Source organism: Rhizobium metallidurans (assembly GCF_014196505.1).
GTDB lineage: Bacteria > Pseudomonadota > Alphaproteobacteria > Rhizobiales > Rhizobiaceae > Rhizobium > Rhizobium metallidurans.
This window is the reverse complement of the sequence record NZ_JACIDW010000018.1, coordinates 74,928-94,124: the sequence shown is the minus strand read 5'-3', so window position 1 is coordinate 94,124 and position 19,197 is coordinate 74,928. Positions and strand designations below refer to the sequence as shown.

Genomic DNA, 19,197 nt, shown 5'->3' with positions numbered 1-19,197 from the left:
CATGCGAAAACTCGTCGTCCTCGCCAACACGCTTCTCGCTGAAAATCGATGCTGGACGCCAAATCCACCTTGACCTTCAACACAGATGCTCATCCGCCTGCCGGCACCTTCTCCCCGATGGGGAGAAGGGGAGGTGGAGCAAGCGGCCCGCCCCGAATCTCTTCTCCCCAGTGGGGAGAAGGTGCCGGCAGGCGGATGAGGGGGCCTCACCCGCCCAACTTCTCTACATAATTAACAACACACCCACCGACGCAATCAATACTTCGACGGAACGTACAACTCCGGCGGCAGGACCTTGCGTTCGTAATCCGGGTTGAAGACGCGCTCGGGCAGGGCGATCTCCTCGTGCGGCACGTCCTCGTAGGGGAACTGCGACAGAAGATGGTCGATGCAGTTGAGGCGCGCGCGCTTCTTGTCGTTGCCCTCGACGATGTGCCACGGGGCTTCCGGGATGTTGGTGCGGGCGAAGGTTTCTTCCTTGGCCTTGGTGTAGGCTTCCCAGCGGACGCGGGATTCCAGGTCCATCGGCGAGAGCTTCCACTGCTTCAGCGGATCGTGGATGCGCACGAGGAAGCGCAGTTGCTGCTCTTCGTCGGTGATCGAGAACCAGTATTTGACGAGGCGGATGCCGGAGCGCACCAGCATGCGCTCGAATTCGGGCACGTCGTTGAAGAACTGCTCGACCTGCTCCTCGTTGGCGAAACCCATGACGCGCTCGACGCCGGAGCGGTTGTACCAGGAGCGGTCGAAGAGCACGATTTCGCCGCCGGCGGGCAGATGCGGCACGTAGCGCTGGAAATACCATTGCGACTTCTCGCGGTCGGACGGCGCGGGAAGCGCCACGACGCGGGCGACGCGCGGGTTGAGGCGCTGGGTGATGCGTTTGATGACGCCGCCCTTGCCGGCGGAATCGCGACCTTCGAAGATCACGACCACCTTTTCCTTGTGGTAGGTGACCCAGTCCTGCAGGCGGATCAGCTCGGACTGAAGGGCGATCAGCGACCGGAAATACTCGATGCGCGGCATCGAAGGCGGATGCGCCTTGCGGTAGATCTTGCGGATTTCCTCGGACAGCGCCGGCTCGGAGAGCTCGAGCTCGTAATCTTCATCCAGCGTATCGGCCAGTTCGGCCTCGAGCCAGTCGGTTGAAGGCGTGCCTCTCATGGTGGTCATCTCGATCCCTGTTTCCGATTTTTCGCTTCGCACTCTCTTGCGGAGCCGGTCCGCACGCCCGAGGAGCCGGTTCGCCGGGCGCATGACGATATCATGAAAGCATGCGCGGCAATGCGACTCATGGCGCCAAATAAGCAGCGTCTCATGAAGGATATATGACGCTTCGCGCGAGCGCGGGAAACCCCGCGCCGGGGCCCGACGGAACGGCTGGTCAGGCGGCGTCGGAGAGCTCGATCAGGGCGCGGGCGGCGCTCTCGTCGGTGATCAGGGTGTTACAGCCGATCCGCTTGATGGTGGCGCCGATGGCGACGGCCCGGTGGGCGCCGCCGGAGGAGAGCACGATGTGCCTGGCCTTCTTCAGCGTATCGAGATCGACGGACATCACCCGGCTGTTGATCGAATGATCGACCGTATTGCCGTCCTTGTCGAGGAAATTGAACATGGTGTCGCAGACGCAGCCGGCATCGATCAGCTCCTGCAACTCGCCCTTGGAGATCCATCCCTCCGACAGCGAGGTCGAATGCGGGCCGATGTCGCCGCAGCTGACGATGGCGAGATCGAGCGTTTCGGCGAGCCGGTAGATGGTGTCGAGGCCGCATTTTTCGATGAGATTACGCTTGGTCTCGGTGGAATCGACCAGGAGCGGCGCCAGGAACATGTAGCATTCGGCGCCGAGCTGGCTTGCCAGCCGCCAGGTATAGTCGATCGGGTTGGTCTGATGGACGGCGACGATGCCGCCGAGCAGCGAGACGACCTTGCAGTTGTCGCGGCGCGGCGGCCGGAAGCTCGACAGCGAGGCGGTCATGGTGCGGCCCCAGCCAACGCCGATCGTGTAATTGTCGGGGATTGCTTCGGAGAGGAACTGGCCAAGCGCCAGGCCGACGCTTTTGGCTAGCGCATTCGGATCGGCGGTGACGGGGGCCGGCACGACGATCGCCTCGTCCAGCCCATAGGCGCGCTCCAGCTTCACCGACAGCTCGACGCAATCGCCGATCGAATCGTTGATCCAGATCTGCACCTCGCTGCGCTTCATCGCCTCGTCGAGCAGCCGGATGACGGTCGTGCGGCTGATGCCGAGCTGTTCGGCGACATCTTTCTGCGTCAATCCCTGGTTATAATAGAGCCAGGCCGCGCGCAGTCTGAGGGATGAGGCTTCCGAATAGGCGGTGTGCGTCCCGCGTTTTAACTTGACCACATCTCCTCCAAAAGCAAAGGCGCCCTAGATCCTGCTGAGGACAGGGCATGGTTTGTCGCCGCGATAATGACCGGTGTGACACTTATGTCAATTGAAATGCACAAATGTCCTTGACATAATGGGCCGGGAATAGCGATAGTCTTGATGACTGGTCGTTCCGTCCGTTGTAGGAGGCACTGTGCGGGCATATTGCAAATCGCAGCGGTCTTGCGCCGGGGCCGGATTGCCCTTGGACAGCTCCGTCGATATCGCCCGAGACGGGAACGACGAGGCACTCGCCGGCGTTTATGGAGTATTCCGGACGCGCGAGCGCGATTTCACAGACAGCGACTTCAAGGACAGTACGGACAATCCGTAGATCACCTCATTCGCCGGCGGCTAGCGCTCCGGCTCGCAGCTCAAGTCAAAAGGACACGCGATCATGACATCCAAGCTTGACCAACTCCGCGAGATGACCACCGTCGTGGCCGACACCGGTGACATCGAAGCCGTCGCCCGCCTGAAGCCGGTCGATTGCACGACCAACCCGAGCATCGTTCTGAAGGCGCTCGGCACGCCGATGTTCGCCGACGCGATCAAGGAAGCCGTTTCCTGGGGCAAGAAGCAGGGCGGCAATTCCGACGCGGTCGCTTCCGCCGTTGCCGACCGTCTCGCCGTTTCCGTGGGCGCCGCTCTCTCGAAGCTCGTTCCCGGCCGCGTCTCGACCGAGGTCGACGCCGACCTTTCCTTCGACACCAAGGCATCGGTCGAAAAGGCTCACGGCATCATCGCCGGCTACAAGGAACGCGGCATCGAGAAGGATCGCATCCTGATCAAGCTCGCTTCCACCTGGGAAGGCATTCGCGCCGCCGAAATCCTGCAGAAGGAAGGCATCGACTGCAACCTGACGCTCCTCTTCTCGCAGGCCCAGGCGATCGCCTGCGCCGACGCCAAGGCGTTCCTCATCTCGCCCTTCGTCGGCCGTATTCTCGACTGGTACAAGAAGTCGACCGGCAAGGAATTCACGCCTGAGGAAGATCCTGGTGTCATCTCCGTTCGCGAGATCTACAACTACTACAAGGCCAACGACATCAAGACGATCGTCATGGGCGCCTCGTTCCGCAGCGCCGGCGAGATCGAAGCACTGGCCGGTTGCGACCGCCTGACGATCGCGCCGAACCTGCTCGACGAACTCTCCAACGACCAGGGCAAGCTGGAGCGCAAGCTGTCGCCCGAGGGTGCCAAGCCGATCTCCAAGATCGCCGTCGACGAGAAGACCTTCCGCTGGATGATGAACGAAGACGCCATGGCGACCGAAAAGCTCGCCGAAGGCATCCGCGCTTTCGCCAAGGACCTCGGCACGCTGCGCGCCATGGTCACCAAGGAACTGCAGCTCGCAGCCGCCTAAGGTTTTGCGGGTGCTTGATTGGAAGGGGCGGTGCCGGTGGCGCCGCCCTTTTCGTTTTTGGGCCTGCTCTTGGCGGGTGGTCAATTGGATACTGCAAGCCGAAACGTCCTCACCCTCATTCTCGCCCTTGTGGCGGGAATCCAGCCGACGCGCGTCTGCGCGGCGAAAAGACTCTTTTCTGCCGCGCGCACCGTAGGAGGTTATTCACGGCGCGGACGCGCCGTGGCTGGGTTCCCGCCACAAGGGCGAGAATGAGGGTGAGTGGGGTGGCGCCGTCGAGATAGAAGTGGGCGTCGAGGGGCGACGATTGGCGCCTCCCAACCTCCGCTACTCAACCGCCCAGATCCGCTTGGCATTCCCCTGATACAGCTTGTCGCGCTCGTCTTCGCTGCAGCCCGATGTCAGCGCATGCGTGGCCGCCACCCAGGGCGTGAGACCGCCGCCGAGCGTGCAGACGGGCCAGTCGCTGCCCCAGACGACGCGATCCCAGCCGAAGCTTTCGATCGTGTGCTCGATATAGGGGCGCAGGCTCTCGACGGACCAGGTTTCGAGATCGCCATAGGCGATGACGCCGGAGATCTTGGCGGTGACGTTGGGGCGGCGGGAGAATTCGGTAATGCCGCGATGCCAGACGGCGCTCATGCCTGACTTGATCGGCGGGTTGGCGCAGTGGTCGAGGATGAAGCGAACATCGGGGTTGAGGTCGACGAGATCGAGAATGCGTTCGAACTGGTGCGGGAAGACGCAGAGATCGAAGGTTAGCCGGGTATCAGCCAGCCGCGCGACGTTCTCCCGAAACAGCGGGCGCTCGGAGGTGTCGTCGGGCGCCACGTGCAGGACGCGGCGGAAGCCCTTGACGAAGGGGTCGGCGAGGCAGCGTTCGAGATAGGCCGGAAAGCCCTTTTCTTCCGGACGGCAGGCGGCGATGGCGCCACGCACGAGGCTTTCGGGTCTTGCGGCGATTTCCTTGATGAAGGTCGTTTCCCGTTCGATCGCATCGGTGGCGACGTCGACTTCCATGTGCAGCACGTTGGTGATGCCGCAGCGGAGCGCATCGCGCGCATAGTGCTCGTAGAGGCTGTCGCGGTCGAGATCCGGCACGTCGGGGAGCCAGGGATAGTTCAGGCGGTTACGATCGATGACGTGCAGATGTGTGTCGAAGAGCATGCGGTTCCTCCCCTTCATGCAGGCTTTTCCTGTCGTCCTCTCGTCTCCCGCCGGAGTTTTCGATTGATGAAACGGGTCTCCCACCCGTGTCAGCGTCCGGCGTCGGACAATGTGATTGACGACATAATGAATATAATGTTTGCATATGAATGAATGCGCCGCAAGCGCCACGCATCACGGGAGGAATTATGAGCCACGGTCTGGAAGGCAAGAAGGTCGTCGTCACGGCGGCGGGGCAGGGGATCGGACGCGCCAGCGCGGAGCGGTTCATTTCGCTCGGCGCGCATGTCTACGCCACCGATATCAACCAGGCGTCGCTTTCGACGCTGGCGGGCGCGACGACGACTGTTCTCGACGTGCTCGACGCAAACGCCGTGCGGGCCTTCGCGTCCGAGATCGGGCCGATCGACGTGCTCTTCAATTGCGCCGGCTTCGTGCATGCCGGCTCGATCCTCGACTGCGAGGAGAAGGATTGGGACTTCTCCTTCAACCTCAATGCCAAGGCGATGTACACGACCTGCCGCACTTTCCTGCCCGGGATGCTCGACAAGGGAAAGGGCTCGATCGTCAATATGGCGTCGGTGGCATCCAGCGTGAAGGGCGTGCCGAACCGCTTTGCCTATAGCGCCTCGAAGGCCGCCGTGATCGGGCTCACCAAGTCGATCGCGTGCGACTTCGTCGCCAGGGGCATCCGCGCCAATGCGATTTGCCCGGGCACCGTCGATAGCCCCTCGCTGCATGAGCGGCTGCGCGCCACCGGCGATTACGACAAGGCGCTCAACGACTTCATCGCCCGCCAGCCGATGGGCCGCATCGCAACCGCCGAGGAGATCGCGGCACTCGTTACCTATCTCGCCGGCGACGAGGCCGGGTTCACGACAGGCCAGATCCACGTGGTCGATGGCGGCTGGACCGGCTGAGGCCATATTGCTCTTGCCGGTATCAAGCTGATATCGTTGGTGATCTCGCAGCGGCGGAGCATTTGATGGCAGAGGTTACGTTTGGCGGCAGCGGCCGTCCCCTTCGGTTGTTGCGCAAGCATGCGATCTTCGTGATTGCGGTGCTCGTAGGCTTCGCGGTCTTCCTGCTTCTGACGACGCGCGAGGTGACGGCACGCAATCTGTTGGCCGGTTGGAACGTGGCCGCGGTGATGTTCATCGTCGCCACATGGCGACGCATGCTGAAGGCGAGCGTGGCGACGATCCGCAAGCGCTCGGCTGATCTCGATTTCTCGGACTCGCTTCTGATGTTCCTGTCGATCGCGGCAGCCCTTGCCAGTGTTGCCGGCATCGGGCTCGAGCTGCATCAGGTCAAGGAGGCGGCGCCCAGCGTCGCGCTCGGCCGGGCCTTGGCGGCTGTCGTCACCATCCTGATCTCCTGGGTGTTCCTGCACACGCTGTTTACCGTGCATTACGCGCACCGCTTCTATGGCGGCGACGATGATGGCGACGGCGTCAAGGGAGACGGGCTGAAGTTTCCCGAGGGGCTGGACGAGCCCGTCTATTGGGACTTTCTCTACTATTCCTTCACCATCGGCGTCGCCTCGCAGACGGCGGACGTGGCGACGAGCTCGACTGTCATGCGCAAGCTGACGCTCCTGCATTCGGTGCTGTCGTTTCTCTTCAACACGACGATCCTGGCGCTGGCCATCAATGTCGGCGCAAGCCTCCTTTAGAGGTAGGCGCGCGCGATAGAGCCGCTTGGCAATCTGGTGTAAGAGAGGCTTTCTTCACCTGGGGTTGTCTGGGGGCTTCATGGGGTCGTTGTCGCGCGAGAAATTGGCGGCGCTTGCCGGTTGCGATGCCGCGCAGCTGGATGCCGTGGCGCGGTTGGAGATCATCGAGGCCGGGCCGGGGGGATATGCGGCGAGCGACGTCAGCCGGCTGCGGCTGGTGCTGGCGCTGAATGCCGCCGGCATCGCGCTGGAGACGCTCGCCACGGGTCTCCGGCAACAGGTCGTCTCGCTCGATTTCGCCAGCCAGCTGATGTTCGAGCCGGTCACCATGTCGGATGTATCTCTCGCGGAAGCGCTTGCCGACACGTCGCTCGATCTCGGGCGCGTCAACGCGCTGCATTCGAGCGCCGGGCTTTCGCCCATGTCGCACAGGCGGGCGCTGCGGGAGGACGACGAGGAGTTCATCCGGCTGATCGCCGAATGTACCGGGCTCGGCGCTTCCGACGAGGGCATGCAGAGGGTACTGAGGGTCTTCGGCCAGTCGATGCGGCGCTGCGTGGATACGATGCGCGATCTGTTCCGCGCCGAGGTCGAGGAACCGATGCTTGCGGCCGGGTTCAGCCATCGCGAGGTGCTCGCGGCGGGCGCGGCCACGCGGCTTTCGCTGCAGCGCATCGGCATTCGCATGCTCTTCCTGCTGCAACGGCGGATGCTCGAGGAGGCGGTGTTCGACAATGTGGTCGGGCGATTGCAGGACGCCCTGCGTGGGTTGGGCGTGGAGCCGGCAGGCGATCAGGCACTGCCGGCCGTGGCCTTCGCCGATCTCACCGGCTTCACGGCGTTGACGCGCGATATCGGCGATGTCAGGGCGGCCGAGAAGGCGGCGAGCTTCGAGGCGCTGGCGCAGCGTCTCGCCAATCTCGCCGGCGGGCGGATCGTCAAGCCGCTGGGCGATGGGGTGATGATGCTGTTTCCCGACGCCGAGGCGGCGCTGAGGGCGTCGCTGGCGCTCGTCGCGGCGAGCGCGGCGCATCAATTGCCGGAGGTGAGGGTGGGGGTTGCGACCGGTCAGGTGGTGCCGCGCGACGGCGACATTTTCGGCCACACGGTCAATCTGGCGGCACGGATCGCATCGGTCGCCGCGCCCTCGCAGGTGCTCGTCTGCGGCGGCACGCATGATGCCGCCACGGACGAGATGTCGGAGATGGATTTCGAGGCGCTGGAGCCGGTATCGCTCAAGGGCGTCGCCGACCCCGTCTCGCTGTTCTCGGTCAAGGCCGGGTTATAGAACCGGTTTCCTACAAGATTGCCTGGCCGGCGAGCAGCGCGAGCACCAGGAAGATCAGGAAGATGACGAGCGCGATACCGAAGAGAACGCGCGCGATGGTCGCCGTCGCCGCGGAAATTCCGGAAAAGCCGAAGAAGCCCGCGATCAGCGAAATCACGAAAAAGATAAGAGCCCATTTCAGCATGGAAGCGTTCCTTCTAGTTGGTCCGATAGATGACGCGCCAGCGCGAAAAATGTTCCATATCCAACGAGATAGCGGTTCGATTTATCCGCTGCGGAAACACGAACGCCGGCGCGGTGGCCCACGCCGACGTTGTGGTTTTCAATCCTGTCGCGCTTATCCGTGGTTGATCATCACGTGGCGGACGGCGGTGTAGTCTTCCAGTGCGTAGACGGACATGTCCTTGCCGTAGCCCGATTGCTTCAGGCCGCCATGCGGCATCTCGTTGGTCAGCATGAAGTGGGTGTTGATCCAGGTGCAGCCATATTGCAGGCGGGCGGCGGTCTTCATGCCGCGGCTGATGTCCCTGGTCCAGACGGAGGAGGCCAGGCCATAGTCGCTGTCGTTGGCCCAGGTGACGGCATCCTCGACATCGGTGAAGCGGGTGACGGAGACGACCGGGCCGAAGACCTCGCGGCGGACGATCTCGTCTTCCTGCGTGGCGCCGGCAATGACCGTCGGCGTGTAGAAGAAGCCCTTGTCGCCCGATGTCTTACCGCCGGTGGTGATCTCCATATGCTTGTGCTCGCCGGCGCGGGCGACGAAGCTTTCGACCCGGTCGCGCTGGCGCCTGGAGATCAGCGGGCCGATCTCGTTTTCTGCGTCGTCGGCAAGGTTGAACTTGATCGAGGACACCGCCGAGGAGAGGTCGGCGACGAACCTGTCATAAACCCTAGCGTCGGCGTAGATGCGGCAAGCGGCGGTGCAGTCCTGGCCAGCATTGTAGTAGCCGAAGGTGCGGATGCCCGATACGACAGCGTCGATATCGGCGTCGTCGAAGACGATGACGGGGGCCTTGCCGCCAAGCTCCAGATGCGTGCGCTTGACGGTCTTGGCGGCCGCCTGCAGCACCTTCTTGCCGGTGGCGACATCGCCCGTGATCGACAGCATCGCGATCTTCGGGTGGTTGATCAGCGCGTTGCCGACGCTCTCGCCACGGCCGAGGATGACGTTGACGACGCCCTCGGGGAGGATGTCGGACAGGAGCTTCGCCATCTTCAGCGCCGTCAGCGGCGTCTGCTCGGAGGGCTTGAAGACGACGGTGTTGCCGCCCGCGATCGCCGGCGCCAGCTTCCAGGCCATCATCATCAGCGGATAGTTCCACGGCGCGATCGAGCCGACGATGCCGATGGCGTCGCGGCGGATCATCGAGGTGTGGCCGGGCAGATATTCACCGGCGACCGGGCCGTGCAGGTTGCGCACCGCGCCGGCGAAGAAGCGGTAGCAATCGACGATGGCGGGGATCTCGTCGTTGAGCACCGCGTTGATCGGCTTGCCGCAGTTCAGCGCCTCCAGCGTCGCGAAGCCCTGGGCGTCCTTTTCGATCGCGTCGGCGATTTTCAGGAGATAGCCGGCGCGCTCGCCGGGTGTCGTCTGCGACCACGAAGTGAAGGCCTTTTCGGCGGCGTCGACGGCGGCGTCGATCTGGCTGACCGAGGCTTCGGCAAGGCTCAGCACGGTTTCGCCGGTCTTCGGGTTCAGGATGTTTTCTTCGATCTCGGTGCCCGCTTCGAAGCGGGATCCAATCAGCATCGCGGTGTCCATGATGTTCTCCCTTGTCGTTGGTGGGACGGGATGGGGGTATCCCGCGCTCCGGTTATTTTCCGGCTCCGGCGACCTGATCGCCGTCGCGCGTGAGGTAGTAGGCCGCCAGGATCGGCAGGAAGGTGACGAGCACGACGACCATGGCGACCACGTTGGTGACCGGGCGCTGGCGCGGGCGGATCAGCTCTTGCAGCATCCAGATCGGCAGCGTCGATTGCTGGCCGCCGGTGAAGGTGGTGACGATCACCTCGTCGAAGGAGAGCGCGAAGGCGAGCATGCCGCCGGCCAGAAGCGCCGTACCGATATTCGGCAGGATGACATGACGGAAGGTCTGGAAGCCATCGGCGCCGAGATCCATCGACGCCTCGATCAGCGAGCCCTGGGTGCGGCGGAAGCGGGCGACGGCGTTGTTGTAGACCACCACGACGCAGAAGGTGGCGTGGCCGAGCACGATCGTCCAGACCGAGAAGGGGATGTCGAACAGGCTGAAGGCCGAGCGCAGCGCGATGCCGGTGATGATACCAGGCAGCGCGATCGGCAGGATGACGAGGAGCGAGATCGCCTCGCGGCCGAAGAACTTCGTCTGGCTGACGGCGGCGGCGCAGAGCGTGCCGAGCACAAGCGCGATCAATGTCGCGATAAAGGCGACCTGCAAGGAAAGTCCAAGGGCGGCCCAGACATCGGGCCGGTTCCAGGCGATGCCGAACCATTGCAGCGTCAGCCCCGGCGGCGGCCACTGGTAGCTCTTCTCCTCCGTCGTGAAGGCGTAGACGAAGATCAACAGGATCGGCAGGTGCAGGAAGAGCAGCCCGCCGGCGGCGGCGATCTTGAGCGCCATTGGCGCGCGTTGGCCACGGTCAGAGCGCATCGAAGGCTCCCTGTTTCTTGGCCAGCCACAGATAGACGGCCATGATGACGATGGGGACGACGGAGAAGGCGGCGGCGAGCGGCACATTGCCGGCCGTTCCCTGCTGCGCATAGACAGCCTGGCCGATGAAGAGGCGCGAGGAACCGATGATCTGCGGGATGATGTAATCGCCGAGCGTCAGCGAGAAGGTGAAGATCGAGCCGGCGACGATGCCGGGCAGCGCCAGCGGCAAGAGCACCGCGCGGAAGGTCTGGCCCGGCGTGGCGCCGAGATCCGACGAGGCCTCGATCAGGTTGCCCTGGACGCGCTCGAGTGCTGCCTGCGTCGGCAGGATCATGTAGGGCAGCCAGACATAGACGAAGACGAGGAAGGTGCCGATATAACTTACCGACAGCGAGTTGCCGCCGACAACGGGCAGGGAGAGCACGCCGTCGAGCAGCCAGGCGAGATGCAGCTTGGCGAAGATCCAGGTGAGAATACCCTCCTTGGCGAGGATCAGCTTCCAGGCATAGATCTTGACGAGATAGCTCGACCAGAGCGGCAGCATGACGCCGAGATAGAACAGCGCCTTCCATTTACCCCTGGCGTAACGGGCGGCGTAATAGGCGATCGGGAAGGCGACAATGGCGGAGGCCAACGTCACCAGCGCCGCCATCACCACCGTCCTGGCGATGATGTCGAAATTCGTAGGGGACAGCAGCTGCGCATAGGTCGCCAGCGTGAACTCGTAGTTTACCAGGCCGGAAAAATCGTCGATCGAAAAGAAGCTCTGCAGCAGAAGCGCGATCAGCGAGCCGATATAGATGATGCCGAGCCAGAGCAGCGGCGGCGTCAGCATCAGGAAGAGCAGCAGCTTCGGCCGCCGCCAGAACGTATCCGACATCCGGCCGAAGAAGCCGCCGCGACCGGGCAGGATAGAGGTCGCCGTTTCCTCCGGCGTGAGCGCGATGGCGGTCATGCGGCATCGTCCATGTAGTGCACGTCGACGGGCTGCCACGACAGGCGCACATCGGCGCCGACCTCGGGCACGGCTGCGCCGGATGGCAGCATGACATGCAGGCGGGCGCCTCTGGCGGCGACCGTGAGGCGGGTGGCGGCGCCGAGGAAGCTGGCGTTCTCGACCCGGGATTCGACGCCGTCGCCGGTGAGGCGGATCGCTTCGGGGCGCAGGCTCGCCCAACGCTTCTCGCCGCCGAGCGCGGTCATCATGTCGGGGGAGATCACATTGGAGGAGCCGACGAAATCGGCGACGAAGCGGGTCTTCGGCCTGATATAGATATCCTGCGGCGTGCCCTCCTGGACGATGCCGCCATCATTGAAGACGGCGACGCGGTCGGCCATGGAGAGCGCCTCGCCCTGGTCGTGGGTGACGAAGACGAAGGTGATGCCGAGCGCGCGCTGCAGGCCCTTCAGCTCCTCCTGCATCTGCTCGCGCAGCTTCAGGTCCAGCGCGCCCAGCGGTTCGTCGAGCAGCAGCACGCGGGGCTTGTTGACCAGCGCGCGGGCAAGCGCCACGCGCTGCCTCTGGCCGCCGGAAAGCTGGCCGGGCTTGCGGGCGCCGTAGCCGGGGAGTTTGACCAGCTCCAGCGCCTGTTCCGCGGCTCTGGCGCGCTCCGCCTTGCCGATGCCCTTGACCATCAGCCCGTAGGCGACGTTGTCGAGAATATTCAGGTGCGGGAAGAGTGCGTAGTCCTGGAAGACGGTGTTGACGTTCCGCCTGTAGGGCGGCACGCCCTCGGCGGTCTCGCCGAAAATCTCGATATGCCCCGCCGTCGGCTGCTCGAAGCCGGCGATCAGGCGCAGGCAGGTGGTCTTGCCCGATCCCGACGGCCCCAGCATGGCGAAAAACTCGCCGGGCGCGATCTCGAGATCGACGCCATCGACGGCGCGAACGGCTCCGAAATGGCGGGAGACCTTCTGGAAACGGACGGCGGGTGTCATTTTGGGGGCTCCGATCTAATATGCTTTGGGTGGTGCGGGAATGAAGACCCCGCCCCAAACCCCTCCCCACAAGGGGGAGGGGCTTAACGTGTTGCACCCTCTCAGATGTCTTCGAGGTCGAGGAACAGTGGGACGCTGCCTAGCCCCTCCCCCTTGTGGGGAGGGGTTGGGGAGGGGACTTGCCGCTGACGCCGAGGCCGACGCCTACCGCCCGCCGATCACGCCGATATAGTCCGACACCCAGCGGTGATAGGGCACGCATTCGCCCTGTTCGCACTTGGCCGTCGGGGTGCGCCAGAACTTGATCTTGTCAAAATTATCGTAGCCGTTGGTGGCGCAACCGGTGTCGGTCATCAGGGCGTTGCCCTTGCAGGCTGATGGAACCGAGGGGACGGCGCCGAACCAGGCGGCGGCGTCGCCCTGGGTCTTGGCCTTCAGCGAATGCTCCATCCACATGTAGGCGCAATTCGGGTTCTTGCTTTCGGTGTGCAGCATGGTCGTATCGGCCCAGCCGGTCACGCCCTCCTTGGGGAAGGTGGAGGCGATCTTCTGCTTGTCCGCCTGCATCAGGTTGACCTGGAAGGGCCAGGAACCGGAGGCGACGACGCCTTCGTTCTTGAAGTCGTCGATCTGGATCATCGCGTCGTGCCAGTAGCGCGAGACCAGCTTGCGCTGGCCGCGCAGCAGGTCGAGGGCCGCCTTGTACTGTTCCTCGTTGAGCTCGTAGGGGCTCTTGATGTTGAGCTCCGGCTTCTGGCTCATGAGATAGAGCGCGGCGTCGGCGATGTAGATCGGGCCGTCATAGGCCTGGACGCGGCCCTTGTTGGACTTGCCGTCGGGAAGCGTCTCTTCCTCGAACACCACCTTCCAGCTCTTCGGCGCCTCGCCCTTGAAGGCATCGGTGTTGTACATCAGGACGTTCGGTCCCCAGAGATAGGGAACACCATAACGGACGCCTGATACCGTGTACCAGGGCGCGTTCTGCAGGCGCGGGTCGACGTTCTTGAAGCTCGGGATGAGATCGGTGTTGATCGGCTGGACGCGCTTGCCGGCGATCAGGCGCAGCGAGGCGTCGCCGGAGGCGGTGACGAGGTCGAAGCCGCCCTCGTTCATCAGCGACACCATTTCGTCGGAGGTGGCGGCGGTCTTGACGGAGACCTTGCAGCCGGTTTCCTTTTCGAAGCCGGTGACCCAGTCGTAATTCTTGTCGCTCTCGCCGCGCTCGATATAGCCGGCCCAGGCGACGATGCTGACGGCGCCTTCGCCCTTGCCCAATTCCTTCAGCGGCTCGGCCGCCACGACCTGGGTCACGAAGCTCAGGGTCGCAAGCGCAGCCGTGCACGATTTCAGAAGATATTTCATCTGATGTCTCCCGGTTTTGGTGCCACTTCGTGGCGTTTTGTTCCCACCGGAAAAGGTGACGCGAAAAAGCCGCTTTCGCAAATTCATTTATCAGAAAGGCGCTATCGGAATTTCCGATAGCGGGTCTTCGGGCAGGCTAGCGCGCCCGTCCGGAGCGCATGGCCTCGGCGATGCTGACGAAGTCGCGCGCGGCCTGCGGCAGGCTGGAGCCCTTGCGCCAGACCATGCCGACCTGCACGACCGGCAGCGAGCCGGAGACGTCGCGGCTTTCGATGCGGTCGCCTTCCAGCGACCAGGGGCGGTAGACGAGATCGGGCAGCAGCGCCACGCCGGCACCGGTCGCGACCAGGCTGCGCACGGCCTCGACGGAGCGGGTACGAAAGGCGACGTGCGGTCGGGCGCCGAGCGCCGACAGCAGCTTGCCGGTGTTTTCCTCGATCTCGTCGACGGTCAGCATGATCAGCGGTTCGCGGGCGATATCGGCGACGGAGATGATATCGGCCGAGACCAGCGGGTGGCCCATGGGCAGCCACAGGCGGTAGGGCGAGGTTTCCAGGATCTCGGCCTGCAGCGCCATGCGGTCGCGCAGGTTGGAGATGACCATCACGGCGACATCGAGCTCGCCGCCGACAAGCAGATGCTCGAGATAGCCGCCATTGTCCTCGATGGCGGAGACCTCGACGCCGGGGCAGGCGCGGCGGTAGCGGGCGAGCAGGTCGGAGAGCACGTAGCCGGCGACCAGCGAGGTGACGCCGATGTTGAGCGTGCCCGAGGGCGTGCTGCTGTTTTCGGAAAAGCTGGCGCGGGCGTCGGAGACGCTCGCCAGGATCTTGGTGGCATGGCGCAGGAACTGGTGGCCGTTATGGGTGATCGTCAGCCCGCGCGGGTGGCGATCGAAGAGCTCGACGCCGAGGTCGGTCTCCAGTTCCTTCAGCGCTTCGGTAACCGAGGATTGCGAGATCGACAGGTTCTGCGCGGCCCGCGTGATCGAGCCCTGCTCGGCCACTGCGATGAAATACTGGATCTGGCGAAGCGTGAAGGCCATGGCACTTTAGAGCATGCCGTCCGGCGCCATTGCAAGCGTGCACCATACAGGACCTTTTTTGGGTTAAGTCCCTGACTGGCACAAACTTCTTGCCCGCATTTAAGTATTCCGAAACGTCATTTCTCTAGCGTCGAGACCAGTTTATTGCGTTGGAGCGACTTGATGGCGGAGCAGTTGGCGTGAAGGCCTTACTGCGCATCTTCCGGCCTTCCCGGAAATTGGTGCTGATCATCGGCGGAATTGCCTTTCTCGGGGGCACTTCCGGCGGCGCAGCGCTGTATATCGGCAAGGACACCCTGCTCGGTCCTCCCGCGGAGACCGTGAACGGCGCCGCTTGCACCGACGTCAATCTTGTCACCATCAAGAAGCAGAAGCGGGTCTGGGTCCGCAAGTACATCAAGACCGACCCGACCGACGGCATGACCCGCGTCAAGACGGCGCTCCGTGTAGCCAAGGCCATCTACGAGGCGCAGAAACCGGACCTGGTGCAGGTCGTGGTTCTCGACAACAACGGCCCGACGCTGCGCTCCGATATTCGCGGTCGCGCCATCGGCGCCGACGTCGTCTATATCCCACGTCCCGATCCGGTCGTCGAAAGCATCGTCGGCGCCAAGACCTACACGGCGCGCTATTACGATGGAACGGCGGCGGCCAACGGCCTGTTCTTCGGCGAACGCGTCGACCTGCCCGAGGACGAGATCAGCACGCTCAACGCCGCCTTCAAGGATTTTTCGGACTGTGTCGATCCCATCGCGGTCGCGGCGACCACGGGCGGAGAGGGCAAGCCCGCTGCCAAGGGCGAGACAGGGGCTAAGGGCGAGGCAGGGGCGAAGGGCGAGGCCGCCAAGCCGGCCGGCGAAGCCAGTGAAGCGCCGGTCGAGAGTGCCGCGGCCCCGGCTGCTTCGAAAGGCGAGTGATCGTTCCTCGAGGGCGGACAGTAACTCATCGCTTCAGCACGAACAAAAAAGGCGGCGTGCCCTTTCGGGCCGCCGCCTTTCGCATGTCGGTGAGCCGGCTTAGTCGGCCTTGGCCTTGCGGGCCGGGAAGAGGATGACGTCGCGGATCGAGGGCGCGTTGGTGAGCAGCATGGTGAGGCGGTCGACGCCGATGCCGAGGCCACCTGCGGGCGGCATGCCCTGGTCGATCGCGTCGAGGAATTCGTCGTCCAGCTGCTTGTCCTTTTCGCCGCGGGCATGCGCCTGCTCGAGCTGCTCGACCATGCGGCGGCGCTGCTCTTCCGGATCGTTGAGTTCGGAGAAGGCGTTGCCCAGTTCCCAGGCGTTGCAATATGTCTCGAAACGCTCGACGAGGCGCGGCTCGCCCGGCACTTCCTTGGCGAAGGGCGAGATGTCCTTCGGGAAGTGGGTGACGTGGCTCGGCTGGATCAGCGTGCCCTCGACCTTCTCCTCGAAGATGAAGGCGAGGCATTCGCCCCAGGTCCAGTCCTTCTCGACCTCGAAGCCGGCGGCCTTGGCGGCGGCGCGGGCCTCCTCGTCGGTCTTCATGGCGAGGAAATCGATGCCGGTCGCTTCCTTGACGGCGTCGGGCATGGGGACGCGCTTGAACGGGCCCTTGAAGGAGATCTCCTTGTCGCCGAAGGGGAATTCCGTCGTGCCGTGAACCTGTAGCGCCAGCTTTTCGAACAGGCGCTCGACGAGGTCCATGATGTCCTCGTAATCGGCATAGGCCCAGTAGCACTCCATCATGGTGAACTCGGGATTGTGCCGGGTGGAGACGCCTTCGTTGCGGAAGTTGCGGTTGATCTCGAAGACCTTGTCCGTCAGGCCCGAGACCAGCGTGCGCTTCAAAAACAGTTCGGGCGCGATGCGCAGGTACATGTCCTGCTTCAGCGTGTTGTGATGCGTCTTGAACGGATCGGCCGTCGCACCGCCGTAGACGGAGTGCAGCATCGGCGTCTCGACTTCCATGAAGCCGTCGTCTTCCATGAAGCGGCGGATGCCGGAGAGGATCTTCGAGCGCTGCTGGAAGCGGAGCTTGGATTCGTCGTTGCTCATGATGTCGAGGTGGCGCTTGCGATAGCGGATCTCGATATCGGCGATGCCGTTCCACTTCTCCGGCATGGGGAGGAGCGACTTGGTGAGCATGGTGATCTCTTGCGCGTTGATCGACAGCTCGCCGCGCTTGGTGCGGCGCACGGTGCCGGTCACGCCGATGATGTCGCCGATGTCGATCATGGAGAGCATCTCGCGGGCGGCCTCGGGCGTCACGTCCTTGTGGCTGAAGATCTGGATCTTGCCGCCGGCGTCATGGATATCCATGAACATGCCGGAGTTGCGCGAGGAATAGACGCGGCCGGCGACGGTGACGACATCCGTCGTCTCGATGTCGGATTCCAGATCCTTGTACTTCTCGGCCAGCTCGGCATTGGTGATGGTGCGGTGGAAATGCGCCGGATAGACGTCGCCGATCTTTTCGCGCAGCAGCTTCAGCTTCTGGGCGCGGACCTCAGTCGCGTCGGAGGAGAGGGTGGCGGTTTCGGTCTTGTCGGTCATGTCATTTGCCTCATCGATGGGCATGGAATCTTGTCGGTTCAGGTGGCCTGCGCCGGGCTCGGCTTAACCCTCCCCCTTGTGGGGAGGGTCGGAGCGAAGCGGAGGGGAGGGGTTTTCCTGGCGAAGACCCCTCCCCAACCCCTCCCCACAAGGGGGAGGGGCTTCTCCGCGAATTACTTCGGTCCCACCAGCGAGGCCACGGCCTGCGCCGCCAGTTTCAGGCGCTGGCGCACGACCGAGCGGCCGAGGATGGCCATCGAGTCGAACAGCGGCAGCGAGCGCGACGAGCCGGAGACGGCGACGAAGAGCGGGGCGACGATGACCTTGAGCTTCTTGCCCATGCGGTCGCCGATGGCGCGCAGTTCGGCTTCGATGGATTCGACGTTCCATTCGAGGATCTTTTCCAGATCCGGCTGCACGGTGTTCAGGATCTCGAGGATCTCTTCCGGCGGCGACTTGATCTTGGCGAAGGCGGACGGATCGAGGTTGAGGTCCGACTTCAGGAGGAAGCCCATCAGCTCCGGCAGTTCGCCGAGCTTGGAGATGCGCGACTGCGACAGCGCCATGCCGGCCTTGAGACGATCGTTTTCCATCGCCCAGGTGAGAACGCGGCTCTGGAACTCTTCTTCCGACATCTTCTCGCGGATCCAGCGGCCGTTCAGCCAGTCGAGCTTCTGGATGTCGAAGATGGCACCGGCCTTGGAGAGGTTTTCCGGGTCGAACTTGCCGGCCAGTTCCTCGATGTCGAGCAGCTCCTCGCCTTCGGCGATCTGCACGAAGAACAGGCCGAGGAAGTTCATCAGCGCTTCCGGGATATAGCCGAGCGCGGAGTAATAGCTGATCGAGGTCGGATTCTTGCGCTTCGACAGCTTCGACTTGTCGGCATTTCTCATCAGCGAGAGATGCATGAAGACAGGCTGTTCCCACTCGAAGTAGCGATAGAGCAGGATGTGCTTCGGCACCGATGCCAGCCACTCCTCGCCGCGGGCGACGTGGGTGATCTTCATCAGATGGTCGTCGATGACGTTGGCCATGTGATAGGTCGGCATGCCGTCGCCCTTGATGAGCACCTGCATGTCGACCGAATCCCACGGGATCGAGACGTCGCCGTAGACGCCGTCGGTGAAGTCGCAGGAGCCCTCGGTGGGGATCTTCATGCGGATGACGGAGCTTTCGCCCGATGCCAGCTTGGCGGAGACTTCCTCGGCGGAATACTTCAGGCAGAGACCGTCGTACTTCGGCGGCTTGCCGGAGGCGCGCTGGGCCTCGCGCATCTCGGTCAGGCGCTCTGGCGTGCAGAAGCAGCGGAAGGCATGGCCCTTGTCCAGCAGTTCCTGGGCGTAGGGCTGGTACATGTCCTTGCGGTCGGACTGGCGGTAGGGGCCGTAGGGACCGCCGACATCGGGGCCTTCGGACCATTCAAGGCCGCACCACTTCAGCGCGTCGAGCACCTTGGTCTCGAATTCGGGCGTCGAGCGGGTGGCATCGGTGTCTTCGATACGCAGGATGAACTCGCCGCCGTGCTTCTTGGCGAAGAGATAGTTGAAGAGTGCGATGTATGCGGTGCCGACATGCGGCTCGCCCGTCGGCGAGGGAGCAATGCGGACGCGGACGCCGGAAGCTGTCATTTTATGTGCCCGTCAAATAAATGCCGGACGGCTTTCTGAGGGAAAGCGACGCTCGGCCTTGAGAATGCAGATAACTGGATCAGGAAACCGACCGGAAAAGGGCGTTTCGCCCGCTTGCCCGGCCAATTGTCCGTTTGGCTGGCTTTAAGGCCATATTCGGCTGCACACGTCAAGGAAAATGCCGCCCGCG

General features: G+C 63.6%; 17 protein-coding genes. 5 read left to right on the top strand and 12 right to left on the bottom strand.

The annotated features are described in order from the left end of the window. Window positions 1-255: 255 nt before the first annotated feature. Together ppk2 and GGQ67_RS20755 are read right to left on the bottom strand one after the other, a co-directional pair. The gene (gene ppk2, locus GGQ67_RS20760; RefSeq protein ID WP_183902032.1) at window positions 256-1,173 is read right to left on the bottom strand and encodes a polyphosphate kinase 2; all 918 of its coding nucleotides are present in this window, start codon (window positions 1,171-1,173) and stop codon (window positions 256-258) included. Between the two features lie 211 nt (window positions 1,174-1,384). Beyond that, a complete protein-coding gene (locus GGQ67_RS20755) occupies window positions 1,385-2,368 on the bottom strand; it encodes a sugar-binding domain-containing protein (RefSeq protein WP_183902031.1) in 984 nt (327 codons plus the stop codon). Between the two features lie 421 nt (window positions 2,369-2,789). Here GGQ67_RS20755 and tal point away from each other — a divergent pair, with 421 nt between their 5' ends. Continuing rightward, on the top strand, window positions 2,790-3,755 hold the full coding sequence (gene tal, locus GGQ67_RS20750; protein ID WP_183902030.1) for a transaldolase: 966 nt from the start codon (window positions 2,790-2,792) through the stop codon (window positions 3,753-3,755). A gap of 327 nt (window positions 3,756-4,082) precedes the next feature. On the opposite strand, the gene GGQ67_RS20745 is transcribed toward tal, so the two are convergent. Continuing rightward, complete coding sequence (locus GGQ67_RS20745; protein ID WP_183902029.1) at window positions 4,083-4,922, bottom strand: amidohydrolase family protein; 840 nt, start codon at window positions 4,920-4,922, stop codon at window positions 4,083-4,085. A gap of 188 nt (window positions 4,923-5,110) precedes the next feature. Here GGQ67_RS20745 and GGQ67_RS20740 point away from each other — a divergent pair, with 188 nt between their 5' ends. The 3 genes from GGQ67_RS20740 (at window position 5,111) to GGQ67_RS20730 (ending at window position 7,885) form a co-directional block, all read left to right on the top strand. Beyond that, window positions 5,111-5,842 carry an SDR family oxidoreductase gene (locus tag GGQ67_RS20740; RefSeq protein ID WP_183902028.1) on the top strand — a complete coding sequence of 244 codons (732 nt, stop codon included), beginning with the start codon at window positions 5,111-5,113 and terminating at the stop codon, window positions 5,840-5,842. 65 nt (window positions 5,843-5,907) lie between these two features. Further along, window positions 5,908-6,597 (top strand): DUF1345 domain-containing protein, encoded by a 690-nt coding sequence (locus tag GGQ67_RS20735; protein ID WP_183902027.1) that lies wholly within the window; start codon window positions 5,908-5,910, stop codon window positions 6,595-6,597. A gap of 79 nt (window positions 6,598-6,676) precedes the next feature. Continuing rightward, window positions 6,677-7,885, top strand: coding sequence for an adenylate/guanylate cyclase domain-containing protein (locus GGQ67_RS20730; RefSeq protein ID WP_246400253.1), 1,209 nt, complete (start codon window positions 6,677-6,679; stop codon window positions 7,883-7,885). 10 nt (window positions 7,886-7,895) lie between these two features. Here the strand turns inward: GGQ67_RS20730 and GGQ67_RS20725 are convergent, their stop codons facing one another. The 7 genes from GGQ67_RS20725 to GGQ67_RS20695 form a co-directional block, all read right to left on the bottom strand. Beyond that, on the bottom strand, window positions 7,896-8,069 hold the full coding sequence (locus GGQ67_RS20725; RefSeq protein ID WP_183902026.1) for a DUF1328 domain-containing protein: 174 nt from the start codon (window positions 8,067-8,069) through the stop codon (window positions 7,896-7,898). A gap of 153 nt (window positions 8,070-8,222) precedes the next feature. Further along, window positions 8,223-9,650 carry a gamma-aminobutyraldehyde dehydrogenase gene (locus tag GGQ67_RS20720; RefSeq protein ID WP_183902025.1) on the bottom strand — a complete coding sequence of 476 codons (1,428 nt, stop codon included), beginning with the start codon at window positions 9,648-9,650 and terminating at the stop codon, window positions 8,223-8,225. 52 nt (window positions 9,651-9,702) lie between these two features. Next, window positions 9,703-10,518 carry an ABC transporter permease gene (locus tag GGQ67_RS20715; protein WP_183902024.1) on the bottom strand — a complete coding sequence of 272 codons (816 nt, stop codon included), beginning with the start codon at window positions 10,516-10,518 and terminating at the stop codon, window positions 9,703-9,705. Continuing rightward, window positions 10,508-11,476: an ABC transporter permease gene (locus GGQ67_RS20710; RefSeq protein WP_183902023.1), complete on the bottom strand. Its 969-nt coding sequence runs from the start codon at window positions 11,474-11,476 to the stop codon at window positions 10,508-10,510. The genes GGQ67_RS20715 and GGQ67_RS20710 overlap by 11 nt, the downstream gene beginning before the upstream one ends. Beyond that, a complete protein-coding gene (locus GGQ67_RS20705) occupies window positions 11,473-12,459 on the bottom strand; it encodes an ABC transporter ATP-binding protein (protein ID WP_183902022.1) in 987 nt (328 codons plus the stop codon). The genes GGQ67_RS20710 and GGQ67_RS20705 overlap by 4 nt, the downstream gene beginning before the upstream one ends. A 204-nt stretch (window positions 12,460-12,663) precedes the next feature. Beyond that, window positions 12,664-13,821 carry an ABC transporter substrate-binding protein gene (locus GGQ67_RS20700; RefSeq protein ID WP_183902021.1) on the bottom strand — a complete coding sequence of 386 codons (1,158 nt, stop codon included), beginning with the start codon at window positions 13,819-13,821 and terminating at the stop codon, window positions 12,664-12,666. 136 nt (window positions 13,822-13,957) lie between these two features. Further along, window positions 13,958-14,866 carry a LysR family transcriptional regulator gene (locus GGQ67_RS20695; RefSeq protein WP_183902020.1) on the bottom strand — a complete coding sequence of 303 codons (909 nt, stop codon included), beginning with the start codon at window positions 14,864-14,866 and terminating at the stop codon, window positions 13,958-13,960. Window positions 14,867-15,045: 179 nt separating this feature from the next. On the opposite strand from GGQ67_RS20695, the gene GGQ67_RS20690 reads away from it, so the two are divergent. After that, window positions 15,046-15,783, top strand: coding sequence for a hypothetical protein (locus GGQ67_RS20690; RefSeq protein WP_183902019.1), 738 nt, complete (start codon window positions 15,046-15,048; stop codon window positions 15,781-15,783). Between the two features lie 99 nt (window positions 15,784-15,882). Here GGQ67_RS20690 and lysS read toward each other — a convergent pair whose 3' ends face one another. Together lysS and gltX are read right to left on the bottom strand one after the other, a co-directional pair. Continuing rightward, window positions 15,883-17,379, bottom strand: coding sequence for a lysine--tRNA ligase (lysS, locus tag GGQ67_RS20685; RefSeq protein WP_183902018.1), 1,497 nt, complete (start codon window positions 17,377-17,379; stop codon window positions 15,883-15,885). 173 nt (window positions 17,380-17,552) lie between these two features. Further along, a complete protein-coding gene (gltX, locus tag GGQ67_RS20680; RefSeq protein ID WP_183902017.1) occupies window positions 17,553-19,007 on the bottom strand; it encodes a glutamate--tRNA ligase in 1,455 nt (484 codons plus the stop codon). Window positions 19,008-19,197 lie beyond the last annotated feature (190 nt).

What these genes read in the sequence shown, in the direction of transcription:
- ppk2 (WP_183902032.1), bottom strand. Translation starts at nt 1,173, where the DNA reads ATGACCACCATGAGAGGCACGCCTTCAACCGACTGGCTCGAGGCCGAA.
- tal (WP_183902030.1), top strand. Translation starts at nt 2,790, where the DNA reads ATGACATCCAAGCTTGACCAACTCCGCGAGATGACCACCGTCGTGGCC.
- GGQ67_RS20745 (WP_183902029.1), bottom strand. Translation starts at nt 4,922, where the DNA reads ATGCTCTTCGACACACATCTGCACGTCATCGATCGTAACCGCCTGAAC.
- GGQ67_RS20740 (WP_183902028.1), top strand. Translation starts at nt 5,111, where the DNA reads ATGAGCCACGGTCTGGAAGGCAAGAAGGTCGTCGTCACGGCGGCGGGG.
- GGQ67_RS20735 (WP_183902027.1), top strand. Translation starts at nt 5,908, where the DNA reads ATGGCAGAGGTTACGTTTGGCGGCAGCGGCCGTCCCCTTCGGTTGTTG.
- GGQ67_RS20730 (WP_246400253.1), top strand. Translation starts at nt 6,677, where the DNA reads ATGGGGTCGTTGTCGCGCGAGAAATTGGCGGCGCTTGCCGGTTGCGAT.
- GGQ67_RS20725 (WP_183902026.1), bottom strand. Translation starts at nt 8,069, where the DNA reads ATGCTGAAATGGGCTCTTATCTTTTTCGTGATTTCGCTGATCGCGGGC.
- GGQ67_RS20720 (WP_183902025.1), bottom strand. Translation starts at nt 9,650, where the DNA reads ATGGACACCGCGATGCTGATTGGATCCCGCTTCGAAGCGGGCACCGAG.
- GGQ67_RS20715 (WP_183902024.1), bottom strand. Translation starts at nt 10,518, where the DNA reads ATGCGCTCTGACCGTGGCCAACGCGCGCCAATGGCGCTCAAGATCGCC.
- GGQ67_RS20710 (WP_183902023.1), bottom strand. Translation starts at nt 11,476, where the DNA reads ATGACCGCCATCGCGCTCACGCCGGAGGAAACGGCGACCTCTATCCTG.
- GGQ67_RS20705 (WP_183902022.1), bottom strand. Translation starts at nt 12,459, where the DNA reads ATGACACCCGCCGTCCGTTTCCAGAAGGTCTCCCGCCATTTCGGAGCC.
- GGQ67_RS20700 (WP_183902021.1), bottom strand. Translation starts at nt 13,821, where the DNA reads ATGAAATATCTTCTGAAATCGTGCACGGCTGCGCTTGCGACCCTGAGC.
- GGQ67_RS20695 (WP_183902020.1), bottom strand. Translation starts at nt 14,866, where the DNA reads ATGGCCTTCACGCTTCGCCAGATCCAGTATTTCATCGCAGTGGCCGAG.
- lysS (WP_183902018.1), bottom strand. Translation starts at nt 17,379, where the DNA reads ATGACCGACAAGACCGAAACCGCCACCCTCTCCTCCGACGCGACTGAG.
- gltX (WP_183902017.1), bottom strand. Translation starts at nt 19,007, where the DNA reads ATGACAGCTTCCGGCGTCCGCGTCCGCATTGCTCCCTCGCCGACGGGC.